At 59.3% G+C, this 20,964-nt stretch carries 21 protein-coding genes and 1 pseudogene; 15 read left to right on the forward strand and 7 right to left on the reverse strand.

Annotated elements, in window-relative coordinates:
• The first annotated feature begins 304 nt into the window (after nt 1–304).
• The 15 genes from Q8O80_RS09335 (at nt 305) to Q8O80_RS09405 (ending at nt 13,836) form a co-directional block, all read left to right on the forward strand.
• Nucleotides 305–1,144 carry a cyclase family protein gene (locus Q8O80_RS09335; protein WP_305579192.1) on the forward strand — a complete coding sequence of 280 codons (840 nt, stop codon included), beginning with the start codon at nt 305–307 and terminating at the stop codon, nt 1,142–1,144.
• Nucleotides 1,144–1,494 (forward strand): cupin domain-containing protein, encoded by a 351-nt coding sequence (locus tag Q8O80_RS09340; protein ID WP_305579193.1) that lies wholly within the window; start codon nt 1,144–1,146, stop codon nt 1,492–1,494. Before Q8O80_RS09335 ends, Q8O80_RS09340 begins: the two co-directional genes overlap by 1 nt.
• The gene (locus tag Q8O80_RS09345; RefSeq protein WP_305579194.1) at nt 1,491–2,282 is read left to right on the forward strand and encodes an SDR family NAD(P)-dependent oxidoreductase; all 792 of its coding nucleotides are present in this window, start codon (nt 1,491–1,493) and stop codon (nt 2,280–2,282) included. Before Q8O80_RS09340 ends, Q8O80_RS09345 begins: the two co-directional genes overlap by 4 nt.
• A gap of 3 nt (nt 2,283–2,285) precedes the next feature.
• The gene (locus Q8O80_RS09350) at nt 2,286–3,212 is read left to right on the forward strand and encodes a 3-hydroxyacyl-CoA dehydrogenase family protein (protein ID WP_305579195.1); all 927 of its coding nucleotides are present in this window, start codon (nt 2,286–2,288) and stop codon (nt 3,210–3,212) included.
• Between the two features lie 45 nt (nt 3,213–3,257).
• Nucleotides 3,258–4,544 carry an ABC transporter substrate-binding protein gene (locus tag Q8O80_RS09355; RefSeq protein WP_305579237.1) on the forward strand — a complete coding sequence of 429 codons (1,287 nt, stop codon included), beginning with the start codon at nt 3,258–3,260 and terminating at the stop codon, nt 4,542–4,544.
• A 46-nt stretch (nt 4,545–4,590) separates the two neighbouring features.
• Nucleotides 4,591–5,331, forward strand: coding sequence for an ABC transporter ATP-binding protein (locus Q8O80_RS09360; protein ID WP_305579196.1), 741 nt, complete (start codon nt 4,591–4,593; stop codon nt 5,329–5,331).
• Complete coding sequence (locus tag Q8O80_RS09365) at nt 5,324–6,028, forward strand: ABC transporter ATP-binding protein (RefSeq protein WP_305579197.1); 705 nt, start codon at nt 5,324–5,326, stop codon at nt 6,026–6,028. Before Q8O80_RS09360 ends, Q8O80_RS09365 begins: the two co-directional genes overlap by 8 nt.
• 2 nt (nt 6,029–6,030) lie before the next feature.
• Entirely contained in the window at nt 6,031–6,897 is an 867-nt protein-coding gene (locus Q8O80_RS09370) for a branched-chain amino acid ABC transporter permease (protein WP_305579198.1), read from the forward strand.
• The gene (locus Q8O80_RS09375; RefSeq protein ID WP_305579199.1) at nt 6,894–7,925 is read left to right on the forward strand and encodes a branched-chain amino acid ABC transporter permease; all 1,032 of its coding nucleotides are present in this window, start codon (nt 6,894–6,896) and stop codon (nt 7,923–7,925) included. The genes Q8O80_RS09370 and Q8O80_RS09375 overlap by 4 nt, the downstream gene beginning before the upstream one ends.
• Nucleotide 7,926: 1 nt before the next feature.
• Complete coding sequence (locus Q8O80_RS09380; protein WP_305579200.1) at nt 7,927–8,862, forward strand: 3-keto-5-aminohexanoate cleavage protein; 936 nt, start codon at nt 7,927–7,929, stop codon at nt 8,860–8,862.
• A gap of 80 nt (nt 8,863–8,942) precedes the next feature.
• Nucleotides 8,943–9,707: an IclR family transcriptional regulator gene (locus Q8O80_RS09385; RefSeq protein WP_305579201.1), complete on the forward strand. Its 765-nt coding sequence runs from the start codon at nt 8,943–8,945 to the stop codon at nt 9,705–9,707.
• A gap of 200 nt (nt 9,708–9,907) precedes the next feature.
• Nucleotides 9,908–10,909, forward strand: coding sequence for a TRAP transporter substrate-binding protein (locus Q8O80_RS09390; protein WP_305579202.1), 1,002 nt, complete (start codon nt 9,908–9,910; stop codon nt 10,907–10,909).
• Between the two features lie 78 nt (nt 10,910–10,987).
• Entirely contained in the window at nt 10,988–11,512 is a 525-nt protein-coding gene (locus Q8O80_RS09395; protein ID WP_305579203.1) for a TRAP transporter small permease, read from the forward strand.
• A complete protein-coding gene (locus Q8O80_RS09400) occupies nt 11,509–12,810 on the forward strand; it encodes a TRAP transporter large permease (RefSeq protein WP_305579204.1) in 1,302 nt (433 codons plus the stop codon). Before Q8O80_RS09395 ends, Q8O80_RS09400 begins: the two co-directional genes overlap by 4 nt.
• 66 nt (nt 12,811–12,876) lie before the next feature.
• Nucleotides 12,877–13,836, forward strand: a complete 960-nt coding sequence (locus Q8O80_RS09405) for an amidohydrolase family protein (protein WP_305579205.1) — start codon at nt 12,877–12,879, stop codon at nt 13,834–13,836.
• Between the two features lie 382 nt (nt 13,837–14,218).
• Here the strand turns inward: Q8O80_RS09405 and Q8O80_RS09410 are convergent.
• From Q8O80_RS09410 to Q8O80_RS09440, 7 genes and pseudogenes are all read right to left on the reverse strand, one after another.
• Nucleotides 14,219–15,024, reverse strand: a pseudogene (locus Q8O80_RS09410) (transposase); the annotation flags it as partial.
• A gap of 365 nt (nt 15,025–15,389) precedes the next feature.
• Nucleotides 15,390–16,370 (reverse strand): branched-chain amino acid ABC transporter permease, encoded by a 981-nt coding sequence (locus tag Q8O80_RS09415; protein ID WP_305579206.1) that lies wholly within the window; start codon nt 16,368–16,370, stop codon nt 15,390–15,392.
• Entirely contained in the window at nt 16,370–17,257 is an 888-nt protein-coding gene (locus Q8O80_RS09420) for a branched-chain amino acid ABC transporter permease (RefSeq protein WP_305579207.1), read from the reverse strand. Before Q8O80_RS09420 ends, Q8O80_RS09415 begins: the two co-directional genes overlap by 1 nt.
• 70 nt (nt 17,258–17,327) lie before the next feature.
• Entirely contained in the window at nt 17,328–18,524 is a 1,197-nt protein-coding gene (locus Q8O80_RS09425; protein ID WP_305579208.1) for an ABC transporter substrate-binding protein, read from the reverse strand.
• A 39-nt stretch (nt 18,525–18,563) separates the two neighbouring features.
• On the reverse strand, nt 18,564–19,289 hold the full coding sequence (locus tag Q8O80_RS09430; RefSeq protein ID WP_305579209.1) for an ABC transporter ATP-binding protein: 726 nt from the start codon (nt 19,287–19,289) through the stop codon (nt 18,564–18,566).
• On the reverse strand, nt 19,282–20,073 hold the full coding sequence (locus Q8O80_RS09435; RefSeq protein WP_305579210.1) for an ABC transporter ATP-binding protein: 792 nt from the start codon (nt 20,071–20,073) through the stop codon (nt 19,282–19,284). The genes Q8O80_RS09430 and Q8O80_RS09435 overlap by 8 nt, the downstream gene beginning before the upstream one ends.
• Nucleotides 20,070–20,849 carry a 3-hydroxybutyrate dehydrogenase gene (locus Q8O80_RS09440; RefSeq protein WP_305579211.1) on the reverse strand — a complete coding sequence of 260 codons (780 nt, stop codon included), beginning with the start codon at nt 20,847–20,849 and terminating at the stop codon, nt 20,070–20,072. The genes Q8O80_RS09435 and Q8O80_RS09440 overlap by 4 nt, the downstream gene beginning before the upstream one ends.
• Nucleotides 20,850–20,964 lie beyond the last annotated feature (115 nt).

A 20,964-nucleotide genomic window follows, 5' to 3' on the forward strand; every position in this document is an offset into this window, starting at 1 on the left:
ACCGCACCTGGCACGAACGACGCCAGCACGAGCTCTTCACGCTCCGCCGGGCTCCAGCGACGTCGACGCTCCGAGCCCGAAAGAACCGTCATGTGCATTATGCTGCGCTCTTATGTGCGTCCTTATGAGCGCAGCATCAGCGCCAAGCACCATCATAGCAAGGCGGTCCCCGCCGGAGGCTTACCCATCAGACGACTTCCATGCAGGTGCCGGATTTCCATATTGACCATGATGCGGTGCACATGTACCGTAATGCGGACATAGCGACCCACTAGGTGGGCACAGTTACCAGAGGAGGACGCCCATGAGCGTGACTATTCGCGGCATCGAATTTGAAGCCAATCTCGACAACAGCATGGGGCTCGAATTCTACAACCTCAGCCATCGCTTCGGTTTCCAGCATCCGAACTGGCCCTATTTTGAGGACGTGAAGATTGAGCGGATGCATTACATGGCCAAGTCCGGTGTGCTCAGCCAGCGCATCACCACCACCATGCATGCCACCACCCATATTGATGCGCCCGCCCACGTGGTTCAGGGTACGCCCTTCATCGACGAAGTGCCACTGCCGCACTTTTTTGGTTCCGGCCTTGTGGTGTCCATTCCCAAGAAAAAATGGGAGCCCATCACTGGCGAAGACCTAGAAAAGGCCTGCGGCCATGCCGTCCGCAAGGGTGACGTGCTGATCATCAATACGGGTTGGCACAAGAAGTACGAAGATGGCGACTACTTTGCCTATTGCCCCGGCTTTGTGCCATCGGCTGGTGAGTGGATGGTCAAAAAGGGCATCAAGGTGGTCGGCCATGATACCCAAGCCAATGACCATCCGCTGGCGACCGCCATCGGTCCGCAGCGCAATGGTCCTCTGCTGCCTCATCTGGCCGAAGAGTACAAGGAATGGTCGGGCGGCCGCGATTGGAAGGACGATTTTCCGACGTGGGAGCCCGTCCACAACATCCTGTTCAGCAACGGTATTCTGGGCATTGAAAACGTTGGCGGCGACCTCGATGCGGTCACCGGCAAGCGCTGCACCTTCGCGTTTTTTCCGTGGAACTGGGACCGCGGTGACGGTTGCATCATCCGTCTGGTTGCCATGATGGACAAAGGTCAGGCCTATCGCATCGAGGCCGGGGAGAGCTTCTGATGCACCTAAAACGCTTCAGTCAGGCTCAGCCTTATGATGCGCCCAACCACCGTGGGGTGGTTGGGTTGCGGCTGCAGGGGTTTGAGCCAGGTGGTCCGGAAAATCAGTGGGTCGGGTTGTCCCAGTTTCTGCCCGGTGGCGGCGCTGGGCCGGACTCGACGCCGTTCGAGAAGATCTATGTCGTGCTCGATGGGGAGATGACGGTGATTGTGGACGGGGTCGAGACGGTGCTGGTAAAACACGATTCATGCACCATCGCCCCCAATGAAATCCGTGAACTGGTCAATCAGCGCAATGACGTGTGCACAATGCTCGTCGTCATTCCTTATCCAGCGGGGCACAAGTCATGACGCCGTTTGATCCGCAGTCCATGTTTGATGTGCGCGATAAGGTTGCGCTGATCACTGGCGCCTCAGGGGCCTTTGGCGCAGTCGCTGCCCGCACATTGGCGGCCGCTGGCTGCAAATTGGTGCTTGCTGCCGGCAACAAGACGGCCCTGGCCGAGATCAAGAAGGAATGCCTGGAACTCGGCGCTGCGGTCACGACCATCAACCGTCGTCCCGACGACGAAGCCGCCTGCGCCGATATTGTGCAGCAGGCCGTGGACGGGTTCGGCAGCCTCGATATCCTCGTCGTTGCCTCAGGCATGAACAAGGTGGCCAAGATTGACGAGATGGCGCCGGCTGATTTCAACGCCATCATTGATGCCAATGTCACCCAAAGCTGGCTAATGGCGCGTGCGGCAACGGTGCAGATGAAAACCCAGCAGGAAGGCAAGATCGTTCTGGTTTCTTCGGCACGTGGTCTGCTGGGCCATCCTGCTGGTTATACGGCCTATTGTGCCTCAAAGGCGGCCGTTGACGGCATGACCAGAGCGCTAGGTTGCGAATTGGGGCCAACCGGAATCACCGTCAACGCCATTGCCCCCACGGTCTTCCGGTCACCGTTGACCGCCTGGATGTTTGCCGACACGGAAGAGGCCAAAAAGGTTCGTGACGGCTTCCTGACCCGGGTCCCGAAGGGTCGCCTGGGCGAGCCCGAGGATCTGGCGGGCCCCTTGCTGTTTCTGACCTCCAAGGCATCGGACTTCTATACCGGGCATATTCTTTATGCCGACGGTGGTTATACGGCGGGCTGAGCCATGACTGAAAAAACCAATATTGGTGTCATCGGTGCTGGTTTGATGGGCCATGCCATTGCGCTGAGTTTTGCCCGCGCCGGGCACAGCGTCAAAGTGCACGATCCGGCGCCCGAAAGTCTGGCTAGCCTGAAGTTGCGGGTTCGCACCAGCCTCAGCGATATCGGTCATTCCACGTCCGACATCGAGACGGTCCTGGAGCGGATCACTACCAGCGACAGCTTGGCAGGGGCCGTGGTGGACGCTGGCTATGTGACGGAAGCGGGGCCAGAAAAGCTCGAGGTCAAGTGGACCATTTTCGCCGCACTGGAAAGGCACGCGCCCGCCGACAGCATTCTGGCGTCCAACACCTCGGTAATCTCGATCAGCAGGATCGCTGAAGCAGTCACGGATCGCTCGCGGGTGGTGGGAACCCATTGGTGGAATCCCGGCCATATGATTCCCCTGGTCGAGATTATCCGGACCGAGTGGGTTGACGATGCCGTCATGGATCGTACCGAGGCGATCTTGACGAACATCGGCAAGTCGCCAGTGCGCGTCGAAAAGGACGTGCCGGGCTTTATCGGCAATCGGTTGCAGCATGCCCTGTGGCGCGAGGCGATCAGCCTGGTCGAGCGCGGCATCTGTTCCGCGGAAGCAGTGGACATGGTCGTCAAGTCCAGTTTTGGCCGGCGGTTGGCGGTATTGGGCCCGTTGGAAAATGCTGATCTGATCGGTACCGACCTGACCCTGGACATCCACGAAAACGTCTTGTTCGACCTCGAGAGTCGACGAGGCCCGTCCCCTTATCTTCGCCAACTGGTTGCTGATGGCAGGCTTGGGATGAAGTCCGGTCAGGGTTTTCGCAGCTGGACCGAAGAAGAAAGGGCCGAGACACGGGCGGGGGTGGCCCAACACCTCAAGCGCCTCGAGGGGCTTCTCAAGCACTAACGACTGTGACGCTTTTCAATTATCTGGGAGGATATCGTGAACTACATGCCAAAACCAAAATCGACCGCGCTTACACGCCGGGCGATGCTCAAGACCGGTGCTGCTGCACTGGCGATGCCGGCGTTGCTGCACCACACCCGCGCCTATGCGCAGAGCCCGACAATCAAGATCGGACACGTATCGCCGCGCACTGGGCCGCTGGCCGGTTTCGCCGAAGCCGATGACTATGTTCTCGAAGGGATCCGCGCGGCATTTGCCGGCGGCATCGAGAATAATGGGCGACGCTTCGAGGTGGAAATCATCTCACGCGACTCCCAGTCCAATCCCAACCGCGCCGCTGAAGTGGCCGCGGACCTCATTCTGGGCGATGAAGTCGACATCATCGTTGCCGCTTCGACCCCTGACACCACCAATCCCGTGGCCGATCAGGCTGAGATCAACGAAGTCCCCTGCATCACCACCGATTGCCCCTGGCAGCCCTATTTCTTTGGTCGCAACGGTAATCCGACCCAACCGTTCAAATATACCTACCACTTCTTCTGGGGCCTTGAGGATGTGATCGCTGCGTTTCTTGATCTATGGAGCCAGCAGGGCGTCGCCAAGGTTGTCGGTGGCCTGTTCCCCAATGATGCCGATGGCAATGCCTGGGGCGATCCCGAACTGGGCTTTCCTCCCGCGCTCGAGGCCAATGGCTTTGACCTGGTCGATCTTGGTCGCTATCAACCGCTGTCAGATGATTTCTCCTCACACATTTCGGCATTCCGCGATGCGGGTTGCGAGATTGTTACCGGCAACATGATCCCACCTGATTTCGGCACCTTCTGGGCGCAGTCCGCGCAGCAGGGCTTCAAACCCAAAATCGTTTCGATCGGCAAGGCCTTGCTGTTCCCCTCCGCCATTGAGTCACTGGGCAGTCGCGGCAATGGGCTGACGTCGGAAATCTGGTGGACGCCTGACCATCCCTTTGGCTCAAGCCTGACCGGACAGTCGGCTCGCGAACTCGCCGAGGGTTACACCGCCGCAACCGGCCGTCCCTGGACGCAGCCGATTGGCTTCAAGCATGCCCTGTTTGAAGTGGTGAACAATGTCCTCACCCGCGCTGCTGACCTTGATGACACTGACTCCATCCTGGAAGCCATCCGCCAGACGCGCATGCCGAGCATGGTTGGTCCCGTCGACTGGTCAACGGGACCAGTTGCCAACGTCAGCAAGACACCACTCGTCGCTGGCCAGTGGCAGCAGGACGCTGCCGGCAAATTTACCCTTGTCGTCACCTCCAATGCCACGGCGCCGGACATCCCGGTCACCGGTGAACTCATGCTGCTGGGTTGATCCAGATCTAAGTACTGGCCCGTGGCAGTTTCTGCCACGGGGGTCGATGGAGATATATGTGCCGCCCCTATTGGAACTCACTGGCTTGTCCAAATCCTTCGGCCCGATAACGGTAGCCGATGAACTGACCTATGCGGTTGCTCAAGGCGAAGCAGTTGGGGTGATTGGTCCCAATGGCGCTGGCAAGACGTCCATGTTCAATCTTATTACCGGCACCATGCAGCCCGACCGGGGCGAAGTCAGATTTGATGGCGAGATGGTAACACGGCTGTCAGCACAACAGCGCTGTCGGCGCGGTATCTCTCGTTCATTTCAGGTTCCCCAACCATTCGGCGCCATGAGCGTGCTCGAAAATCTTTTGGTTGCGGCCACCCAGGGCGGCGGTTTGCATGGTGCGCAGGCGCAGGAACAGGCGCTGCTGGTGCTGGATCAGACGGGACTATTGCCCAAGGCCAACGTGCTGGCGGGCAGCTTGACCCTGCTGGAGCGCAAGCGCCTCGAACTTGCCCGCTCACTGTGCACCCGGCCACGCCTACTGCTGCTGGACGAGATCGCTGGCGGACTGACCGACCACGAATGCGCCCAGCTTGTCGAGACGATTCAGCAAATCCGCAAGACCGGGATCAGCATCATCTGGATCGAGCACATTGTCCATGCGCTGCTCTCAGTGGTTGATCGGCTCATTGTCATTGATTTCGGGCGTCTGGTTGCCCAGGGCGATCCGCGTGAAACGATGGATAACGCAAAGGTCCGCGAAATCTATCTAGGGATGGCTGTCGATGCATGAGCCATTATTGTCCATTGAAGGCCTGTCTGCCAGCTATGGCGATTTCCAGGCGCTATTCGGGATTGATCTGACGGTCAACGAGGGCGAGGTCATCGCCATCATCGGGGCGAATGGGGCAGGCAAGACCACGCTGATGCGCGCCATTTGTGGCCTGGTGAAACGCCAGGCGACGCGCGCTGAGTTTGGCGGGATGCCCATCATCGGACTGCGTCCTGACATGATTGCCAAGTCCGGCATCGCCATGGTGCCGGAAGGGCGGCAATTGTTTCGCTCGCTATCGGTTGAAGAAAACCTGGTGATTGGTGCGCAGGCCAGTCGCAAGGGCCCGTGGACGCTGGAAAAGATCTATACGATGTTCCCGGTGCTCAAGGAGCGGCGTCTGACACCCGCTACCGCGCTCTCGGGCGGACAGCAGCAGATGGTCGCCATTGGACGGGCGCTGATGTCCAATCCCGAACTTCTCTTGTTTGACGAGATCAGTCTGGGTCTGGCGCCCATCATCATCAATGCCATCTACGAACAATTGCCGGCGCTGGTGGGCGGCGAGATGAGCGCCATCATTGTTGAGCAGGACGTGGCCCGCGCCGTTTCGGTGTCCGACCGCGTCTACTGTCTGCAGGAAGGGCGCGTGTCGCTCGAAGGTGCATCGGGCGACGTCAGCCGCGATGCAATCAGCAAAGCCTATTTCGGAGTCTAGCCATGGAATGGGTCAATGCAGTCATTCAAGGAATTCTACTGGGCGGCCTGTACGCGCTTTTTGCCGCCGGGCTTTCGCTTATTTTTGGCGTCATGCGGCTGGTCAATATTGCGCATGGCGATCTGATCGTCCTGGCCGCCTATATCGCGCTGACTATTGCCACAACGCTGGGGTTAAACCCGTTCCTGGCGCTGCTGATCGTCATTCCGGTCATGGCTGGTCTGGGCTATGGGTTGCAACGGATGGTGCTCAATCAGACCCTGGGCGATGATATCCTGCCACCTTTGCTGGTGACGTTCGGACTCTCCATCATCATCCAGAATGGCTTGCTGGTCCTGTATACGGCCGATCCGCAGAAGCTTAGCGCAGGTCCCATTGAAGTGGCGAGCCTGACCATTGCGCCCAATCTTACCCTGGGTGTGCTGCCGATTCTCATGTTCGCGGTCGCCGTAGCGGTCATCGCGGGTCTGCAATGGGTGTTCTATAGATCCGCCCTGGGGCGCGCTTTCCGCGCGGTTTCTGACAATCAGGACGTTGCTCAACTTATGGGGTTGAACAAGGCGCATATCTTTGGCCTGGCCATGGCGCTGTCGCTGGCCGTGGTCGGTATTGCCGGCGTTTTCCTCGGTATCCGGACCAGTTTTGATCCCACGATCGGATCGGGTCGACTGATCTTTGGCTTTGAGGCGGTGATCATCGGTGGATTGGGCAATCTTTGGGGCACACTGGCGGGCGGGGTTATTCTTGGCGTTGCCCAGGCCATTGGCGCGCAGATCAACCCCGGCTGGCAAGTGCTGGCAGGCCATATCGTATTTCTCGTCGTGCTGGCCATTCGCCCGCGGGGCCTCTTTCCGAGGATTGAGCAATGATCCGTGCCTCCGAAATTAGCATTGTCCAATCGTCGCGGGCCGCATGGATCGCTGGGCTGGTGGGCCTGCTCCTGCTACTGGCTCTGCTTGCTGCGCCGTATTGGGCCGGTCGTGCCGATATGCGGCTGTTGTCGGAGATCTATCTCTACCTGGCTCTGGCCTGCCTGTGGAATATTCTGGCGGGCTACGCCGGACTGGTATCGGTCGGCCAGCATGCCTATGTCGGCCTCGGTGGCTATATGCTATTTGCCCTGGCGATGTTTGGCGGCATCAATCCGTTGGTGGCCATTCCGTTGGCCGGCCTGATCGGCGGGGTCGCGTCCATGCTGGTGGCCGTGCTGATATTCCGGCTCAGCGGCGCCTATTTCGCGATCGGCACCTGGGTCGTCGCTGAGACATTCCGGCTTTCCTTTGCCCAGGTATCGGCGCTCGGTGGCGGCTCCGGCACCAGCCTGCCTGCCGGTATCGTGACCGCCATTGGCGATGGCCGTGATGGCCGCGAAGCGATTATCTACTGGGGCTCTCTGGGCATTGCCGTCCTCGTGCTGGCCGCAATCTTTCTGCTGCTGCGGTCGCGACAGGGGCCGGCGCTCAAGGCCATTCGTGACAATGAACTGGCAGCGCGGTCGCTGGGCATCGACATCTGGCGCAGCAAATTCATCATCTATGTTGGTGCCTCGACGCTGACCGCCATGGTGGGCGCGGCGATCTTCCTGCAGAAGCTGCGCATTTCCCCAGATGCCGCATTCAGCGTCAACGACTGGACGGCATTCGTCATCTTCATCGTGGTCATTGGTGGCATTGGCACGCTGGAAGGACCGATCATCGGCACCATTGTCTTCTTTCTCCTGCGCGAGACGCTCGCTGATCTCGGTCCCAGCTATCAGTTGATCCTGGGGTTGGTGGCCATCGTCGTGATGCTGCGCGCGCCACAGGGCCTGTGGGGCTTTGTGCGCAGCCACTATCGAATTGAGCTGTTTCCCCTGACACCCCGGGCCATCGACAGCCAGAGCAAAAAGGACATCTAAATTGGCCAAGAAACGCAACAAGACAATCATCAGCTGTGCCGTGACGGGCGCGATCCATACCCCGACGATGTCTGAGGCGCTGCCCTATCGCAGCGAGGACATTGCCCGCCAGGCGATCGACGCGGCGGAGGCTGGGGCGTCCATTCTGCATCTGCATGCCCGCCACCCGGAGACAGGAGCGGTGTCGCTCGATCCTGCCCACTTCCAGCAGTTCCTGCCGATCATCAAGCAGGCGACCAATGCGGTGGTCAATATCTCCACCGGCGGCAGCCTGAAGACCACCATCCAGGACCGCATCCTGCCAGCGCAGACCTTTTCCCCTGAGATGTGCTCGCTCAACATGGGCTCTATGAACTTCTCGTTCCATCCGCTAGTCGGCAAATATGACGACTGGAAGTTTGACTGGGAGAAGGACTATGTCGCTAACTCCGACACCTACATCTTCCGCAACACCTTCCGGGACATTCAAACGGTGTCCGAGACCCTGGCACCCCACAACATCAAGTTCGAGCACGAGTGCTATGACGTCGGCCACTTGTACAATCTGAAATTCTGCATGGACGTCGGCCTGTTCAAAGCGCCAATCTTTATCCAGTTCGTGCTGGGTATTCTCGGTGGTATCGGCCCCGATCTCGACAATCTGGTGTTCATGAAACGTACTGCAGACCGCCTGTTCGGCGACGACTACCAGTGGTCCGTGCTTGGGGCAGGCGGCGCACAGATGCCGCTGGCGACCAGCGCGGCCCAGATGGGCGGCAATGTGCGCGTTGGGCTGGAGGATAGTCTGTTCATCCGGCGCGGGCAGCTGGCACAATCCAATGCCGAACAGGTGGCCAAAATCCGTCGCATCGTTGAAGAACTCGGCGCCGAAGTCGCTACCCCCGGTGAAGCGCGCGAAATGCTTGATCTCAAAGGAGCTGATCGCACGCAATTCTAGCGTCCGCGTAAGTGATGCGTTGTCGTCAGGCCATACTGGGCTATAAGGCGGCGTTACGCGAGCAAGGGAGCTGTTCGATCGTGCCAAAGCCTGAAGAAAACGGGTCCGGCGTGCAGGTGATTGCACGGGCCGCCGCCATTTTACGCAGTCTCAAGAATGAGTCTGATGGTCTCAGTCTTGGCCAGATCGCCGAGCGAGTCGGGTTGCCGCGCTCAACCGTACAACGCATCGTGGGGGCACTGCATGCCGAAAGCTTGGTTATTGCGGCAGCCCCGGGCCGGGGCATCCGACTTGGGCCTGAACTGGCCGCCCTGGCGGATTCCGCACGGTTTGATATCGGTGAAATTCTGCGGCCCTATCTGGTAGAACTGGCGCGGACGACTGGCGAAACCGTGGACCTGGCCGTTCTACGCGGCAAGCGGCTGATCTTCCTGGATCAGATCCCCGGCATTCATCGCCTGCGCACAGTGTCTGCGGTCGGGGAGTCCTTTCCCCTGTTCGGTACCGCCAATGGCAAGGCTTGCCTAGCCACTATGAGTGAGGAAAAACTACTCAAATTGCTGGAGAGCGAGCAGCCCAACCATGCCTCCGACCCTAGCTTTGTTGAGCGGTTCATGGCCGAGATACTGCAGATACGAAAGAGCCATGTCGCCTTCGACCGCGACGAGCACAATCTGGGTATCTCCGCCGTCGGCGTAGCCTTCTCAGACCTGCAGGGCGAAGTCTATGCCATCTCCATCCCTACACCGAGCGCGCGCTTTGCCCTCCATCATGAGGCACTTTCCAAGGCGCTGCTTCAGACATTGGTCACAATAGAAAAGCTTGAGGTCATTGCTCACCCCTGACGGCTCACCGCAGAGGCGGCAGCTGAGCGCTGTCTCTGCTTTGTGCGCTTGATGGGTTTGGGACTCGGTAATCGCGTTCAAGCGCGTTGGTGAATTGACATCGAAAAACGACTGCCATACGGTACACATGTATCGCGAAGCGGGCGAACTGAAGTTGAGGAGCTTCAGTCGCGAGCCCGCCGATGCCTCAGGAGGAATCTATGCTTCAACGAACTTTCGCTAGTCTAGCCATTGGGCTTGCGCTGGGCGCCGCATCCATCACCCCTTCGCTTGCCGAATCGCTGAGGGTCTCCAGCTACCTGCCGCCGAACCATACCTTTCAGAAAATGCTTGAGCAGTGGTCAGAAGAGTTGGACCAGGCGACCAATGGCGAAGTAAACCTCGAGATATTCCCCGCTGGTCAGCTTGGCCCTGCACCCCGCCAGTTTGAGCTGGTGCAGCAAGGTGCGGTGGATATTGCCATCGTGCTGCACGGTGCCACGCCCGGGCGGTTTCCCATGTCTGAACTCGCCGGGCTGCCCCTGTCCTATCCAAGCGCCGGCCAGACCAGCGCCATAACCTCGCGTCGGCTGACTGAACTGGCGCCTGAGTACCTCGCGGAAGAACACGCAGGCACCAAAATTCTCTGGATGGGCGTGACGCCCGCTCTCAAGATACACACCAAATTGCTCGATCCGAGTGATATCGCCAGCCTCTCAGGTAGCCGCATGCGCTATGCTGGCACTGTCTGGCAGCAGATTTTTGAGGCATTGGGCGCTTCGCCGTTGCCAGTGCAGCCAGGCGAAACAGCGGATGCGCTGTCCAAAGGCATCATCGATGGCGCGAGCTTCCCCTTTGAGGCGACCAAGTCGTTCGATCTGGCGCCGGTGATCGACTATTCCATGGAGCCAGGTCTGGCATCGGCGACCTTCGCAGTCGTACTCAACCAGCAAGTCTATGACAATTTCAGCCCCGAGCTGCAGGCTCTGATTGACCAGACGACGGGGCCGGATCGCGCGCAGGCCTTCGGCGAGATGTGGGACGCTGGCGAAGCCGAAGGTCGACAGTACATGCTTGATGGCGGGGTCGACATTGTTACCCTATCGGATGCCCAGTTCGCTCAAGTTGAAGAGAAGGTTTCACCCATCGTGACCAGCGCTGTTGCAGCGGTGGATGCGAGCGGCAAGCCGGGCAAGGCCTTCATCGAGGCCTACACCAAATAGGGACAGGCCTGGCCGCTGGCATGCCGGCGGCCGGGCATTGCCCGCCAGACCCCCTCCCGCTTCAGGAACGCCCTCTTCATGTCATCCAGGTACCGATTGGGTCGCCTTCTAGACGTCCTGTTCGCCATCGAACTCGCCATCGCCATGCTCGCCCTGTTTGCCATGATGCTGGTGGTGGTCGCGGACGTGTTCATGCGGTACGTATTCAACGCCCCAATCCGCGGTTCATACGACATGGTGGGGATACTGCTCGTCATCATGGTGAGCTTCGGGTTTGCACGGGTTATCGCCGACCGTGCTGAAATCGTGATCGATCTGGTCGACAGCTTCGTGCCCGCCAGTGTGGCACGCGGCCTTTCAGTGATCGCGGGTATTGGCGGTGGGGTGGTGCTCGGCTTCATTTTCTGGGCGATGATTGGTCCTGCCAAAAGCGCTTATGCCTACGGCGATCGGTCGCTTGAACTCAATTTGCCCGTCTGGACGATCTGGGTAATGGCATTGCTCGGTCTGTCGGGTGCCATGCTGGCCTCGCTGCGCGTAATGTTCGTGCCCTGGGACCCCGGCTCGTCTCCGGTTCATGGCGATGGGAGTGGTTTTGAATGAGTACGCCCATTCTCGGTCTGGTCATGATCCTGATCATGTTCGGCATGCTGGCGTTGCGCCAACCTGTGTGGCTGGCCTTGGCTGCGTGCGGGATTACTGGCAATGTCGTGATGTCCAACATCAATGTTGCAGCCTTCGTGGCAGGTACCGGCACCTTTGATACTGCGTCGAGCTACGGTCTGTCGGTCATCCCCTTATTTGTGCTGATGGGTGAGGTCGCAACAAGCTCGCGTCTATCCAGTGAACTTTTTAAATCGGCGCGCGTGGTGTTGTCCGGCGTGCGTGGAGGCCTGTCAGTAGCAACTATAGCGGCGTCAGGCGCCTTCGGTGCTATTTGCGGATCTTCCGTAGCGACTGCAGCTACTATGACGCGGATTGCGCTGCCTGAAATGCGCGAGGCCGGCTATGAAGACGGATTCTCTGCCGCGTCGGTGGCGGCTGGCGGGACTCTGGGAATTCTCATTCCGCCTTCTATTATCTTGGTCATCTATGGATCGATCGCCGAACAGTCGGTGCCGCGCCTGTTCGCAGCGTCGATGATCCCGGGTATAGTCTTGTTGCTTCTCTATGCGGTCACGGCCCTGGTGATTGCTGCGCGCACACCAGGCAAGGTGCCCATTGACAGCGCGGCAAGCTTTATCGAACGCCTGTCAGCCTTACGCGGGCCGTGGCAGTTCATCGTGCTGTTTACCGTCACCATTGGTGGTATTTATGCGGGCGTGTTCAGTCCCAACGAGGCGGCAGCAATCGGCGCCTTTGGTGCCATTGTACTGGGCTTCCTGTCGCGCCGGCTGACCCTGTTGGGACTATTCGAGGCGGTGCGCGCCTCGGTGATCACGTCATGTGTGCTGTTCATGATCATTATCGGGGCAACCATCTTTGCCCAGTTCATTGTCCAGACCCGACTCCCGGATCTGCTGCTGAACGCTGCGACCGCCGCGGGCATGGCCCCTTGGGCAGTAATGCTGACCATCATTCTAGTCTATTTGGTGATGGGATGTTTCCTTGAAGGCATAGGGATGGTGTTGATCACGGTTCCGGTCTTTCTGCCCATCGTCATTGGCTATGGCTACGACCCGGTCTGGTTTGGGGTTGTTGTCGTGGTGGTCGTTGAACTGGGGCTGATCACTCCGCCCGTCGGAATGAACCTCTTCATCATCCAGGCACAGGCGCGCGATGTCGCCATTGGTCAGCTATACCGCGGCATCATACCTTTTCTGGTGGCCCCTGTACTGCTGCTGGTCCTGCTGTTTGCCATGCCGCAACTGGTGTTGTGGTTGCCAGATCTGCTGTATTGATCGGGCGCCAGCGCCTATCAAACTTTCCCCAATCGCCAATAGGGAGTGCGCACTGCGCCTAGGCTCATGACACCAAAAATCGCCCTCGAAGAACATTTCATGGCTCCAGGCTTTGAAGTTTACTTCAATACAACCGCCATCAACATCAGCGCTGAGCTCTTTGGCAATGCGCTCAGTTCCTTGCGCGATTTCGGTGACCGACGTCTAGAAAACATGGATCGAATCGGAGTTGAAAAGGCCGTTCTTTCGCTGTCGGGTCCGGGGGTTCAGGCCGAGCGTAGTACGGCAGTAGCCATTCGAATGGCACGTCAGTGCAATGACTTTCTGGCCCAGCACATTACCCGGCGACCCCACCGTTACTCCGGTTTTGCCCATCTGGCGATGCAGGATCCCGCGGCGGCGGCCAACGAGCTTGAGCGCTGCGTGGGTGAACTGGGCATGGTTGGCGCCATGATCAATGGTCAAACCAATGGTGCCTATCTCGATGATGATCGTTTTTCGGTCTTCTGGGAGCGGGCCGCCGATCTGGGGGCGCCAATCTATATCCACCCCAGCAATCCCGCCGATGTCCCCTATATGTATCACGGCCACCCCGAAATGTTCGGACCGGTATGGTCCTGGACGGTCGAAACGGGCAATCATGCCCTGCGTATTCTGTTCGGAGGCGTATTCGACCGTTACCCGGGAGCGCGGCTGATCCTAGGCCATATGGGGGAGACCTTACCTTACCAGCTCTGGCGCTTTGATAGTCGCTGGGAAATCTCCAACCGGGGCGAGCGGCGGCTGGCGCGCAAGCCATCGGAGTACTTCCGGGACAACATCTATGCCACGACCGCCGGGGTATGCTCAGATGCACCGCTGCGATGCGCCATTGATGCAATGGGCGTTCAGCAGATCCTGTTCGCAGTGGACTATCCATTTGAGCGAGCCGAGGATGCAGGGGCCTGGATAGAGGTGGCGCCACTCACTGATACCGAGCGGCTTGCCATTTGCAGCGATAATGCCCGTAAGCTGCTGAAACTCTGATTGCTTGAAACAGAAGGGGAAATGCTGATTGGCACAATATCTGATCCTCGGAGGTCGGAAGCTGTTATTAAGAACTGGCGCTTCTCTATTCGGCGTGTTTTGGTCAAGCGCATTCTGGCTTGCTAATCCGCATTCGCGGGGTTTGGGTCTTTCGCGGGTTCATGCTTCTCTTCGGGATCGCCATCTTGGCCCTCTCAGGATGGGACCAGTGGGAATGAGGCGGCCCAATCTGACGCGTGCTGATCGCAGGAATGCGAACGGCACAAGAGCCTAAGCGAACTTACCTATCCATCGTCCCGCGAAGGACGCCTCTCCACCGGCTGGCGGAACTCTTGGCCTCTCTGACGGGCCTAGGCGATGGGGAGCATTGGGCGGTCATCGGCGTATACTGCCTGGTCCAGCGGAACTCGCTCCATATCCGATGCATGATCACCGACAATCTGCGCGCCAGCGCGACGACGGCCTTCTGTGGGCCGCGCCGCTTGGCTACGTTCATGGCCCAGGTTTTCAGCCAGGACCATTTCTGCACCCGCGTCAGCATAACGTGGTCGGCTTGGTAGAGCAGTGATCGCATCATCGCGTCATCGCGGACCACTATAAGCAGTTGGCGATGCAGCGCCGTGAAGGCTCGCGGAGCTTTTGCCGGGCGGCCAGCAGAGGCTCGATGATAGCGGCGAGGTACGCTAAACCATCGACGAGATCCTGGATGCGGGCATCAAAACTAATAGTCCCGATGATGCCTACCCTTAGTGCGAAATTGCGCAGTAGCCCGCGGATGTCGTTCTCGATCGCAATGGCCTTTTCCTGCAGCAGCTTGCGGGCCGTCAGCAGCATCTGGCGCTTCTGACTGGTCAGCGTCTTGGCGTGCACCGGCCGGAACAGATTGTCCCGCATCATCTGTGCGATGCCGCGTGCATCATTGCGATCGGTCTTGCTCACCTGCGCCTTGAGGAACGCTTTGGCATGACGCGTCTCGATGCAGATCACCGGCAATCCGGCTTCCGCCAGCCCGCTGAACAACCATTGCTACAACGGGCTGGCTTCAAGGCCAATCCGTTCCAACGACCAGGCTGGATCCTGCAATACCTCCACCAGATCTTCGGGATGGCTCGGGACCTTCAGCTCCCGACGGACCTTACCCAGCTCATCCAAAATACATACCAACGTCTCTTTCACCGAGACATCCAATCCGGCATGTTACTTCATGCTGGGCTTCCTTTCCTGATGCATGTGGCAGTTCAGAATAGACTACGTTCTCATCAGCCCGAAGCGCAGCACCTCGGCCACAATCCGCAATATGGGCTCAAGCCGAATACCTCATCTGACGCATATTTACTGAAGCCGTCTCCTCGTTTGCGCCGACCAATCGTGCCTGTAGCAGATCGAGTTGGGGCGCCCGTATGCTTGCGGCGAGGTGATCTAGTCATGGTCGCTCCTGTTCGCGGCCATACTGCCGCCGTCAGGCACAAAATCCACTTATCCTGCTGCGCCGCTTGTTCGGATATCAATGCGGACGGGTTAGCTTTGCGCTTGGGGGCCGCTTCGACCCGTGATCAGAGTGGCTTCTTCAGCCACTTGGCAATCACCCCGACAATGCCCTCGCGGAAGAGCATGACGCTGGCGACAAAGATCACGCCCTGGATGACCGTCACCCATGCGCCAAAACCGGCCAGGTAGCTTTCCATGGTGACAATGACCGCGGCACCGACCAAGGGACCGAACACCGTGCCCATGCCGCCCAGAAGGGTCATCAGCACCACTTCGCCCGACATGGACCAGTACACGTCGGTGAGGGAGGAGAGCTGGAACACGATGGCCTTGGTGGCCCCCGCCAGGCCAGCCAGCGAGGCGGACATGACGAACACTGCCAGCTTGTAGCGCTCGACCTTGTAGCCCAGCGAAATGGAGCGGGGTTCATTGTCGCGAATGGCTTTAAGTACCTGCCCGAAGGGTGAGTGGATGATGCGGTAGATGCCCAGGATACCGCCAAAGACGATGGCCAGCACGACGAAATACAGGGTGAAATCAGAGCTCAGATCAATCAGCCCGAACAGCCGACCGCGTGGAACTGCCTGGATGCCGTCTTCGCCGCCGGTAAAGGGTGCCTGGACGGCAAGAAAATAGACCATTTGGGCAAAGGCCAGCGTCACCATGGCAAAGTAGATGCCCTGGCGCTTGATGGCCAAGGCGCCAATGGCCAACCCCAGCAACGCTGCGGTGAAGACGCCGAGCAGAATGGCAATCTCTGGATTGAGGCCCCAGACCTTGGCCGCATGGGCCGCCACATAGCTGGCTGAGCCGAAAAACGCCGCGTGACCGAACGAGAGCAGCCCACCAAAACCCAGCAACAAGTTGAGCGCACTGGCGAACAGCGCAAAGCACAGAACCTTCATCACGAAGACGGGGTAAAGCACAAAGGGGGCGATCAGCAGCAGTACCAGCAAGCCGGCAAAGATCGCGATGTGGTGGCGTGGTGTGCCCACATGCCGTGCCGCTACAGGCGCAATGATCTCGGTTTCCGATGGCGTAGTCATCACGCGGTCCTTCCAAACAGGCCGGCCGGTTTGACCAGCAGGACCAAGGCCATGATGACGAAGATCACCACCGACGAAGCTTCAGGATAGAATACGCGGGTCAGGCCTTCGACGATGCCCAGACCAAAGCCGGTCAGGATGGCGCCCAGGATTGAGCCCATGCCGCCAATCACCACCACAGCGAACACCACGATGATCAGGTCGGCACCCATATTGGGATTTACCGAATAGATCGGCGCGGCCAGCACGCCAGCCAGTGCAGCCAGGCCAACGCCGAAGCCATAGGTCAGGGTAATCATGCGCGGCACATTGATACCGAAGGCGCCGACCAGAACCGGGTTTTCGGTAGCGGCACGCAGATAGGCGCCTAACCGGGTTCTTTCGATGGCAAACCAGGTGCCGAAGCAGACAATGGCAGAAGCAACCACCACCCAGGCACGGTAATTTGGCAGGAACATGAAGCCCAGATTGGTGCCGCCGGACAGTTCGCCGGGAATGGAATAGGGTAGGCCCGAAACGCCATACTGGTTGCGGAACAGGCCTTGAATTATCAACGCCAACCCAAAGGTCAACAATAGGCCATAGAGGTGATCGAGATGATAGAGTCGGGCGATCATTACCCGCTCGATGACCACGCCCGTCGTCCCCACAATGATCGGCACCAGCAACAGCGCCCACCAGTAATTGATGCCAGCGTAGGTCATCAGCATCCAGGCGACAAAGGCGCCCATCATGTACTGTGCGCCGTGGCTGAAATTGATGATGTTGAGCAACCCGAAGATGACGGCGAGCCCCAGGCTCAACAGCGCGTAGAACGACCCGTTGATCAGTCCCAACAGCAACTGGCCGAACAGCGCCTGTGGCGGTATCCCCAAAAGCTCAAACATGGATGTTTCCGGTTTCTCTTCGTTTTGGAAAAGGAGGGCGCCCCGGCATGGCCGGAGCGCCCGGATCAGACTATTTTACCAGTTCACAACCGCCATCAGCCAGCGGACGGAAGGCGTCCTTGGCAGGAATGGAGGCAAGCAGGCTGTAATAGTCCCATGGACCCTTGGATTCGGCCGGCGACTTCACCTGGAACAGGTACATGTCGTGGATGTGGCGGCCGTCGGGACGCACCACGCCCTTGCCAAACAGCGGGTCCTCGCTCGGAGTTGTCTTCATTGATTCCATCAGGGCTTCGGTCTCCTTGCCGCCAGTGGCTTCAACCGCCTTGAGGTAATGCAGCACACTGGCATAGACGCCGGCGTGGACCATGGTGGGCATGCTGCCGCCATGTTCGGCCGCAAAGCGTTCCGACCAGGCGCGCGTCTCGTCATTGATGTCCCAGTAGAAGGCTTCGGTGAGCACCAGACCCTGTGCGGTCTCAAGACCGAGCGCATGTACGTCGGTGATGAAGATCAGCAGCCCGGCAAGCGCCTGGCCGGCCTGGGTAATGCCGAATTCGGCGGCCTGCTTGATGGTGTTGACGGTGTCACCACCGGCATTGGCCAGACCAATCACCTGCGCGCCAGATGCCTGGGCCTGCAGTAGATAGGACGAGAAGTCAGCGCCGGGGAAGGGATGGCGCACCGCACCGAGCACTTCACCACCAGCGGCCTCGACCACAGCAGAGGTATCTGCTTCAAGCGCCTGGCCGAAAGCGTAGTCCGCAGTGATGAAGAACCACTTCGTGAAGCCTTCCTGCACCATGGCGGTGCCGGTACCATGCGCTAGCGCCCAGGTGTCATAGGTCCAGTGCACGGTATTGGGCGAGCACTGCGCGCCGGTTAGATCCGCCGAGCCGGCCCCAGAATTCATAAAAATCTTGTTCTTGTCGCGGGTGACGTCGGCCACAGCGAAGGCGGCCGACGAAGTCGGGACGTCGGCGATCATGTCGACGCCGTCCTGATCGTACCACTGCCGCGCAATGGTGGAGGCGATGTCGGGTTTGTTCTGATGATCAGCCGAGATGATCTCGACATTGATGCCCTTGGCAGCGGCGTCGAAATCCTCGACGGCCATGCGGGCGGCAAGCACCGAGCCTTCACCGGACAAGTCCGCATAAACGCCGGAACGGTCATTGAGAACACCGATCTTGATGTCGGTTGCCATGGCGGTACCTGCCATCAGCAGGCTGGCCACTGAGGCCACGATAAGTGTTGGTAGTTTCATGGGTCGGTTCTCCTCCGAGATGTGCCTTGCGGCTTGGTGCTACACACCCAGATAGGCGTGCAGCTTGTCGATATTGGCGGTGAGGTCGGCATTGGGAATGGTGTCGATCACCCGCCCCTGTTCGACCACGTAGTGCCGATCCGCGACCGAAGCCGCGAATCGGAAATTCTGTTCCACCAGGATGATGGTGAAGCCCTGTTGCTTGAGGTGGATCAGGGTGCGACCGATCTGCTGCACGATCACCGGGGCGAGGCCCTCGGTGGGTTCGTCCAGCAGGAGAAACTTGGCGCCGGTGCGCAGGATGCGGCCAATGGCCAGCATTTGCTGTTCGCCACCAGAAAGCTTGGTGCCCTGGCTGCGCAGTCGCTCGCGCAGATTGGGGAACATGTCGAGCACAGCTTCGCGGCTCAGCCCACCAGGCTTGACCTCGGGCGGAAGCATCAGGTTTTCGTCCACCGACAGACTGGCAAATATGCCGCGCTCTTCGGGGCAAAAAGCCATGCCCTGCCGGGCGATGTCGCGGGGTTGCAGGACGATCAGTTCGCGCCCCTCAAACAGCACCGAGCCCTGCCGTTTACCCAATATACCCATGATGGCGCGCAGCGTGGTGGTCTTGCCCGCGCCGTTGCGGCCGAGCAGGGTAACGACTTCACCGCGCTTTACATCAAAATTGATGCCGTGCAGAACGTGGCTTTCATCGTACCATCCCTGGAGATCGCGCACAGCCAGCAACTGTTCGGCGCTGGTTTTGGTGGCCTCACTCATTGCCAGCTCCGATATAGGCTTCGATGACGCGTTCGTTCTGCGACACGTCGGCATAACTGCCTTCAGCCAGCACCTGGCCGCGGGCCAGCACGGTGATCCGGTCTGACAGATCGGCAACCACCGACAGATTGTGCTCCACCATCAGAATGGTGCGGTTGGCGGAGATCTTGCGGATCAGCGCCGAAATACGGGTCACATCCTCTTGCGCCATGCCGGCCATGGGTTCGTCCAGCAGCAGCATTTCAGGCTCCAGTGCCAGCGTGGTGGCGATCTCCAGCGCCCGCTTGCGGCCATAGCTGAGTTCGCCTGCCGGCTCGTGCAGATAGACCGACAGACCGACCTCATCGATGCGGGCGGTGGCCTCTTCATCGAAGGCCGCCAATACGTGTTGCGGGCGCCAGAAATCAAAGCTGTCACCTCGCCGGCGCTGCAGCGCGATCCGGACGTTCTCCAGCACACTCAATTGCGGAAACACTGCTGAAATCTGGAATGAGCGGACAAGCCCGCGGCGCGCGATGTCAGCAGCCGAGAGGCGGGTGATGTCGCGGTCATTCAGCGTGATGGTACCGGCACTGGGCAGCAGAAACTTGGTCAGCAGGTTGAAAAACGTCGTCTTGCCCGCGCCATTGGGGCCGATCAGCGCGTGAATAGTGCCTCGCTCGACGTCGATATCAACCTCGTGGACGGCGACAAATCCTGAAAAGCGCTTGGTCAGACCGCGCGCTGACAGGATAATGTCGCTCTTGGGTGGTGACACGGTCGCCGGGTCAAGTGCTGCGCTCATTTGGCGGTCCAGCCCCCATCGATTGAAATGGTTGCCCCGGTGATGGAACGAGCCAAGTCACTGCAAAGATAGGCGGCCATCTCGGCGATCTCCTCGGGTTGCACGAACTGGCGCGACGGTTGCGGGGCCAGAAAGATCTCGCGCATCACCTGTTCCTGGGTCATGCCATGCGCCTTGGCCTGATCAGCGACCTGGGCAGCGACCAGCGGCGTCCAGACATAGCCGGGGCAGATCGCATTAACGGTGATGCCTCTCTCTGCGGTTTCCAGAGCGACGGTCTTGGTCAATCCCACAACGGCGTGCTTGGTGGCTACATAGGCCGATTTGAACGGAGAGGCCCGCAGGCCATGGGCAGAGGCAATATTGATGATGCGCCCCCAGCCGCGCTCGCTCATGCCAGGCAGGGCCGCGCGAATGGTGTGAAAGGCAGAGTCGAGACTGACGGCGACGATGCGGTGCCAGTCCTGTGGGGGAAAATCCTCAATCGGAGCAACTTTCTGGATGCCGGCATTGTTGACCAGAACGTCAAGCTTCCCGTAAGCGTCGACAACGTCGCCGACCAGATCGTAACCGCCGCCGCTGGCCGCCAGATCGGACTGGAAGTAACGCACCTGGGCACCGCTATGCTCCAGAGTTTGCAGCGCCGCGTGTATTTCTGCTTCCGGCTCAAAGCTGTTGATGGCCACATCGTAGCCCATCGCCGCGAACTTGCTGGCAATCGACAGGCCAATGCCACTCGTTGAGCCGGTGACCAAAGCCACGCGTTTTTTGTTCATACCCCACCCTGATCCGGACCTTTAATGGCCCGCTTCGTTTTGCCCTCACCCTTTCAAGTTTCGTGCCAAGTGCAAAATCCGGGCTTTGTTGGGTCTATTGGTCAGAGTGTCCGGT

This window comes from Devosia sp. (assembly GCF_030689745.1).
In the GTDB taxonomy this organism is placed as follows: domain Bacteria; phylum Pseudomonadota; class Alphaproteobacteria; order Rhizobiales; family Devosiaceae; genus Devosia; species Devosia alba.

What these genes read in the sequence shown, in the direction of transcription:
- Q8O80_RS09335 (WP_305579192.1), top strand. Translation starts at nt 305, where the DNA reads ATGAGCGTGACTATTCGCGGCATCGAATTTGAAGCCAATCTCGACAAC.
- Q8O80_RS09340 (WP_305579193.1), top strand. Translation starts at nt 1,144, where the DNA reads ATGCACCTAAAACGCTTCAGTCAGGCTCAGCCTTATGATGCGCCCAAC.
- Q8O80_RS09345 (WP_305579194.1), top strand. Translation starts at nt 1,491, where the DNA reads ATGACGCCGTTTGATCCGCAGTCCATGTTTGATGTGCGCGATAAGGTT.
- Q8O80_RS09350 (WP_305579195.1), top strand. Translation starts at nt 2,286, where the DNA reads ATGACTGAAAAAACCAATATTGGTGTCATCGGTGCTGGTTTGATGGGC.
- Q8O80_RS09355 (WP_305579237.1), top strand. Translation starts at nt 3,258, where the DNA reads ATGCCAAAACCAAAATCGACCGCGCTTACACGCCGGGCGATGCTCAAG.
- Q8O80_RS09360 (WP_305579196.1), top strand. Translation starts at nt 4,591, where the DNA reads ATGGAGATATATGTGCCGCCCCTATTGGAACTCACTGGCTTGTCCAAA.
- Q8O80_RS09365 (WP_305579197.1), top strand. Translation starts at nt 5,324, where the DNA reads ATGCATGAGCCATTATTGTCCATTGAAGGCCTGTCTGCCAGCTATGGC.
- Q8O80_RS09370 (WP_305579198.1), top strand. Translation starts at nt 6,031, where the DNA reads ATGGAATGGGTCAATGCAGTCATTCAAGGAATTCTACTGGGCGGCCTG.
- Q8O80_RS09375 (WP_305579199.1), top strand. Translation starts at nt 6,894, where the DNA reads ATGATCCGTGCCTCCGAAATTAGCATTGTCCAATCGTCGCGGGCCGCA.
- Q8O80_RS09390 (WP_305579202.1), top strand. Translation starts at nt 9,908, where the DNA reads ATGCTTCAACGAACTTTCGCTAGTCTAGCCATTGGGCTTGCGCTGGGC.
- Q8O80_RS09395 (WP_305579203.1), top strand. Translation starts at nt 10,988, where the DNA reads ATGTCATCCAGGTACCGATTGGGTCGCCTTCTAGACGTCCTGTTCGCC.
- Q8O80_RS09400 (WP_305579204.1), top strand. Translation starts at nt 11,509, where the DNA reads ATGAGTACGCCCATTCTCGGTCTGGTCATGATCCTGATCATGTTCGGC.
- Q8O80_RS09405 (WP_305579205.1), top strand. Translation starts at nt 12,877, where the DNA reads ATGACACCAAAAATCGCCCTCGAAGAACATTTCATGGCTCCAGGCTTT.
- Q8O80_RS09415 (WP_305579206.1), bottom strand. Translation starts at nt 16,370, where the DNA reads ATGACTACGCCATCGGAAACCGAGATCATTGCGCCTGTAGCGGCACGG.
- Q8O80_RS09420 (WP_305579207.1), bottom strand. Translation starts at nt 17,257, where the DNA reads ATGTTTGAGCTTTTGGGGATACCGCCACAGGCGCTGTTCGGCCAGTTG.
- Q8O80_RS09425 (WP_305579208.1), bottom strand. Translation starts at nt 18,524, where the DNA reads ATGAAACTACCAACACTTATCGTGGCCTCAGTGGCCAGCCTGCTGATG.
- Q8O80_RS09430 (WP_305579209.1), bottom strand. Translation starts at nt 19,289, where the DNA reads ATGAGTGAGGCCACCAAAACCAGCGCCGAACAGTTGCTGGCTGTGCGC.
- Q8O80_RS09435 (WP_305579210.1), bottom strand. Translation starts at nt 20,073, where the DNA reads ATGAGCGCAGCACTTGACCCGGCGACCGTGTCACCACCCAAGAGCGAC.
- Q8O80_RS09440 (WP_305579211.1), bottom strand. Translation starts at nt 20,849, where the DNA reads ATGAACAAAAAACGCGTGGCTTTGGTCACCGGCTCAACGAGTGGCATT.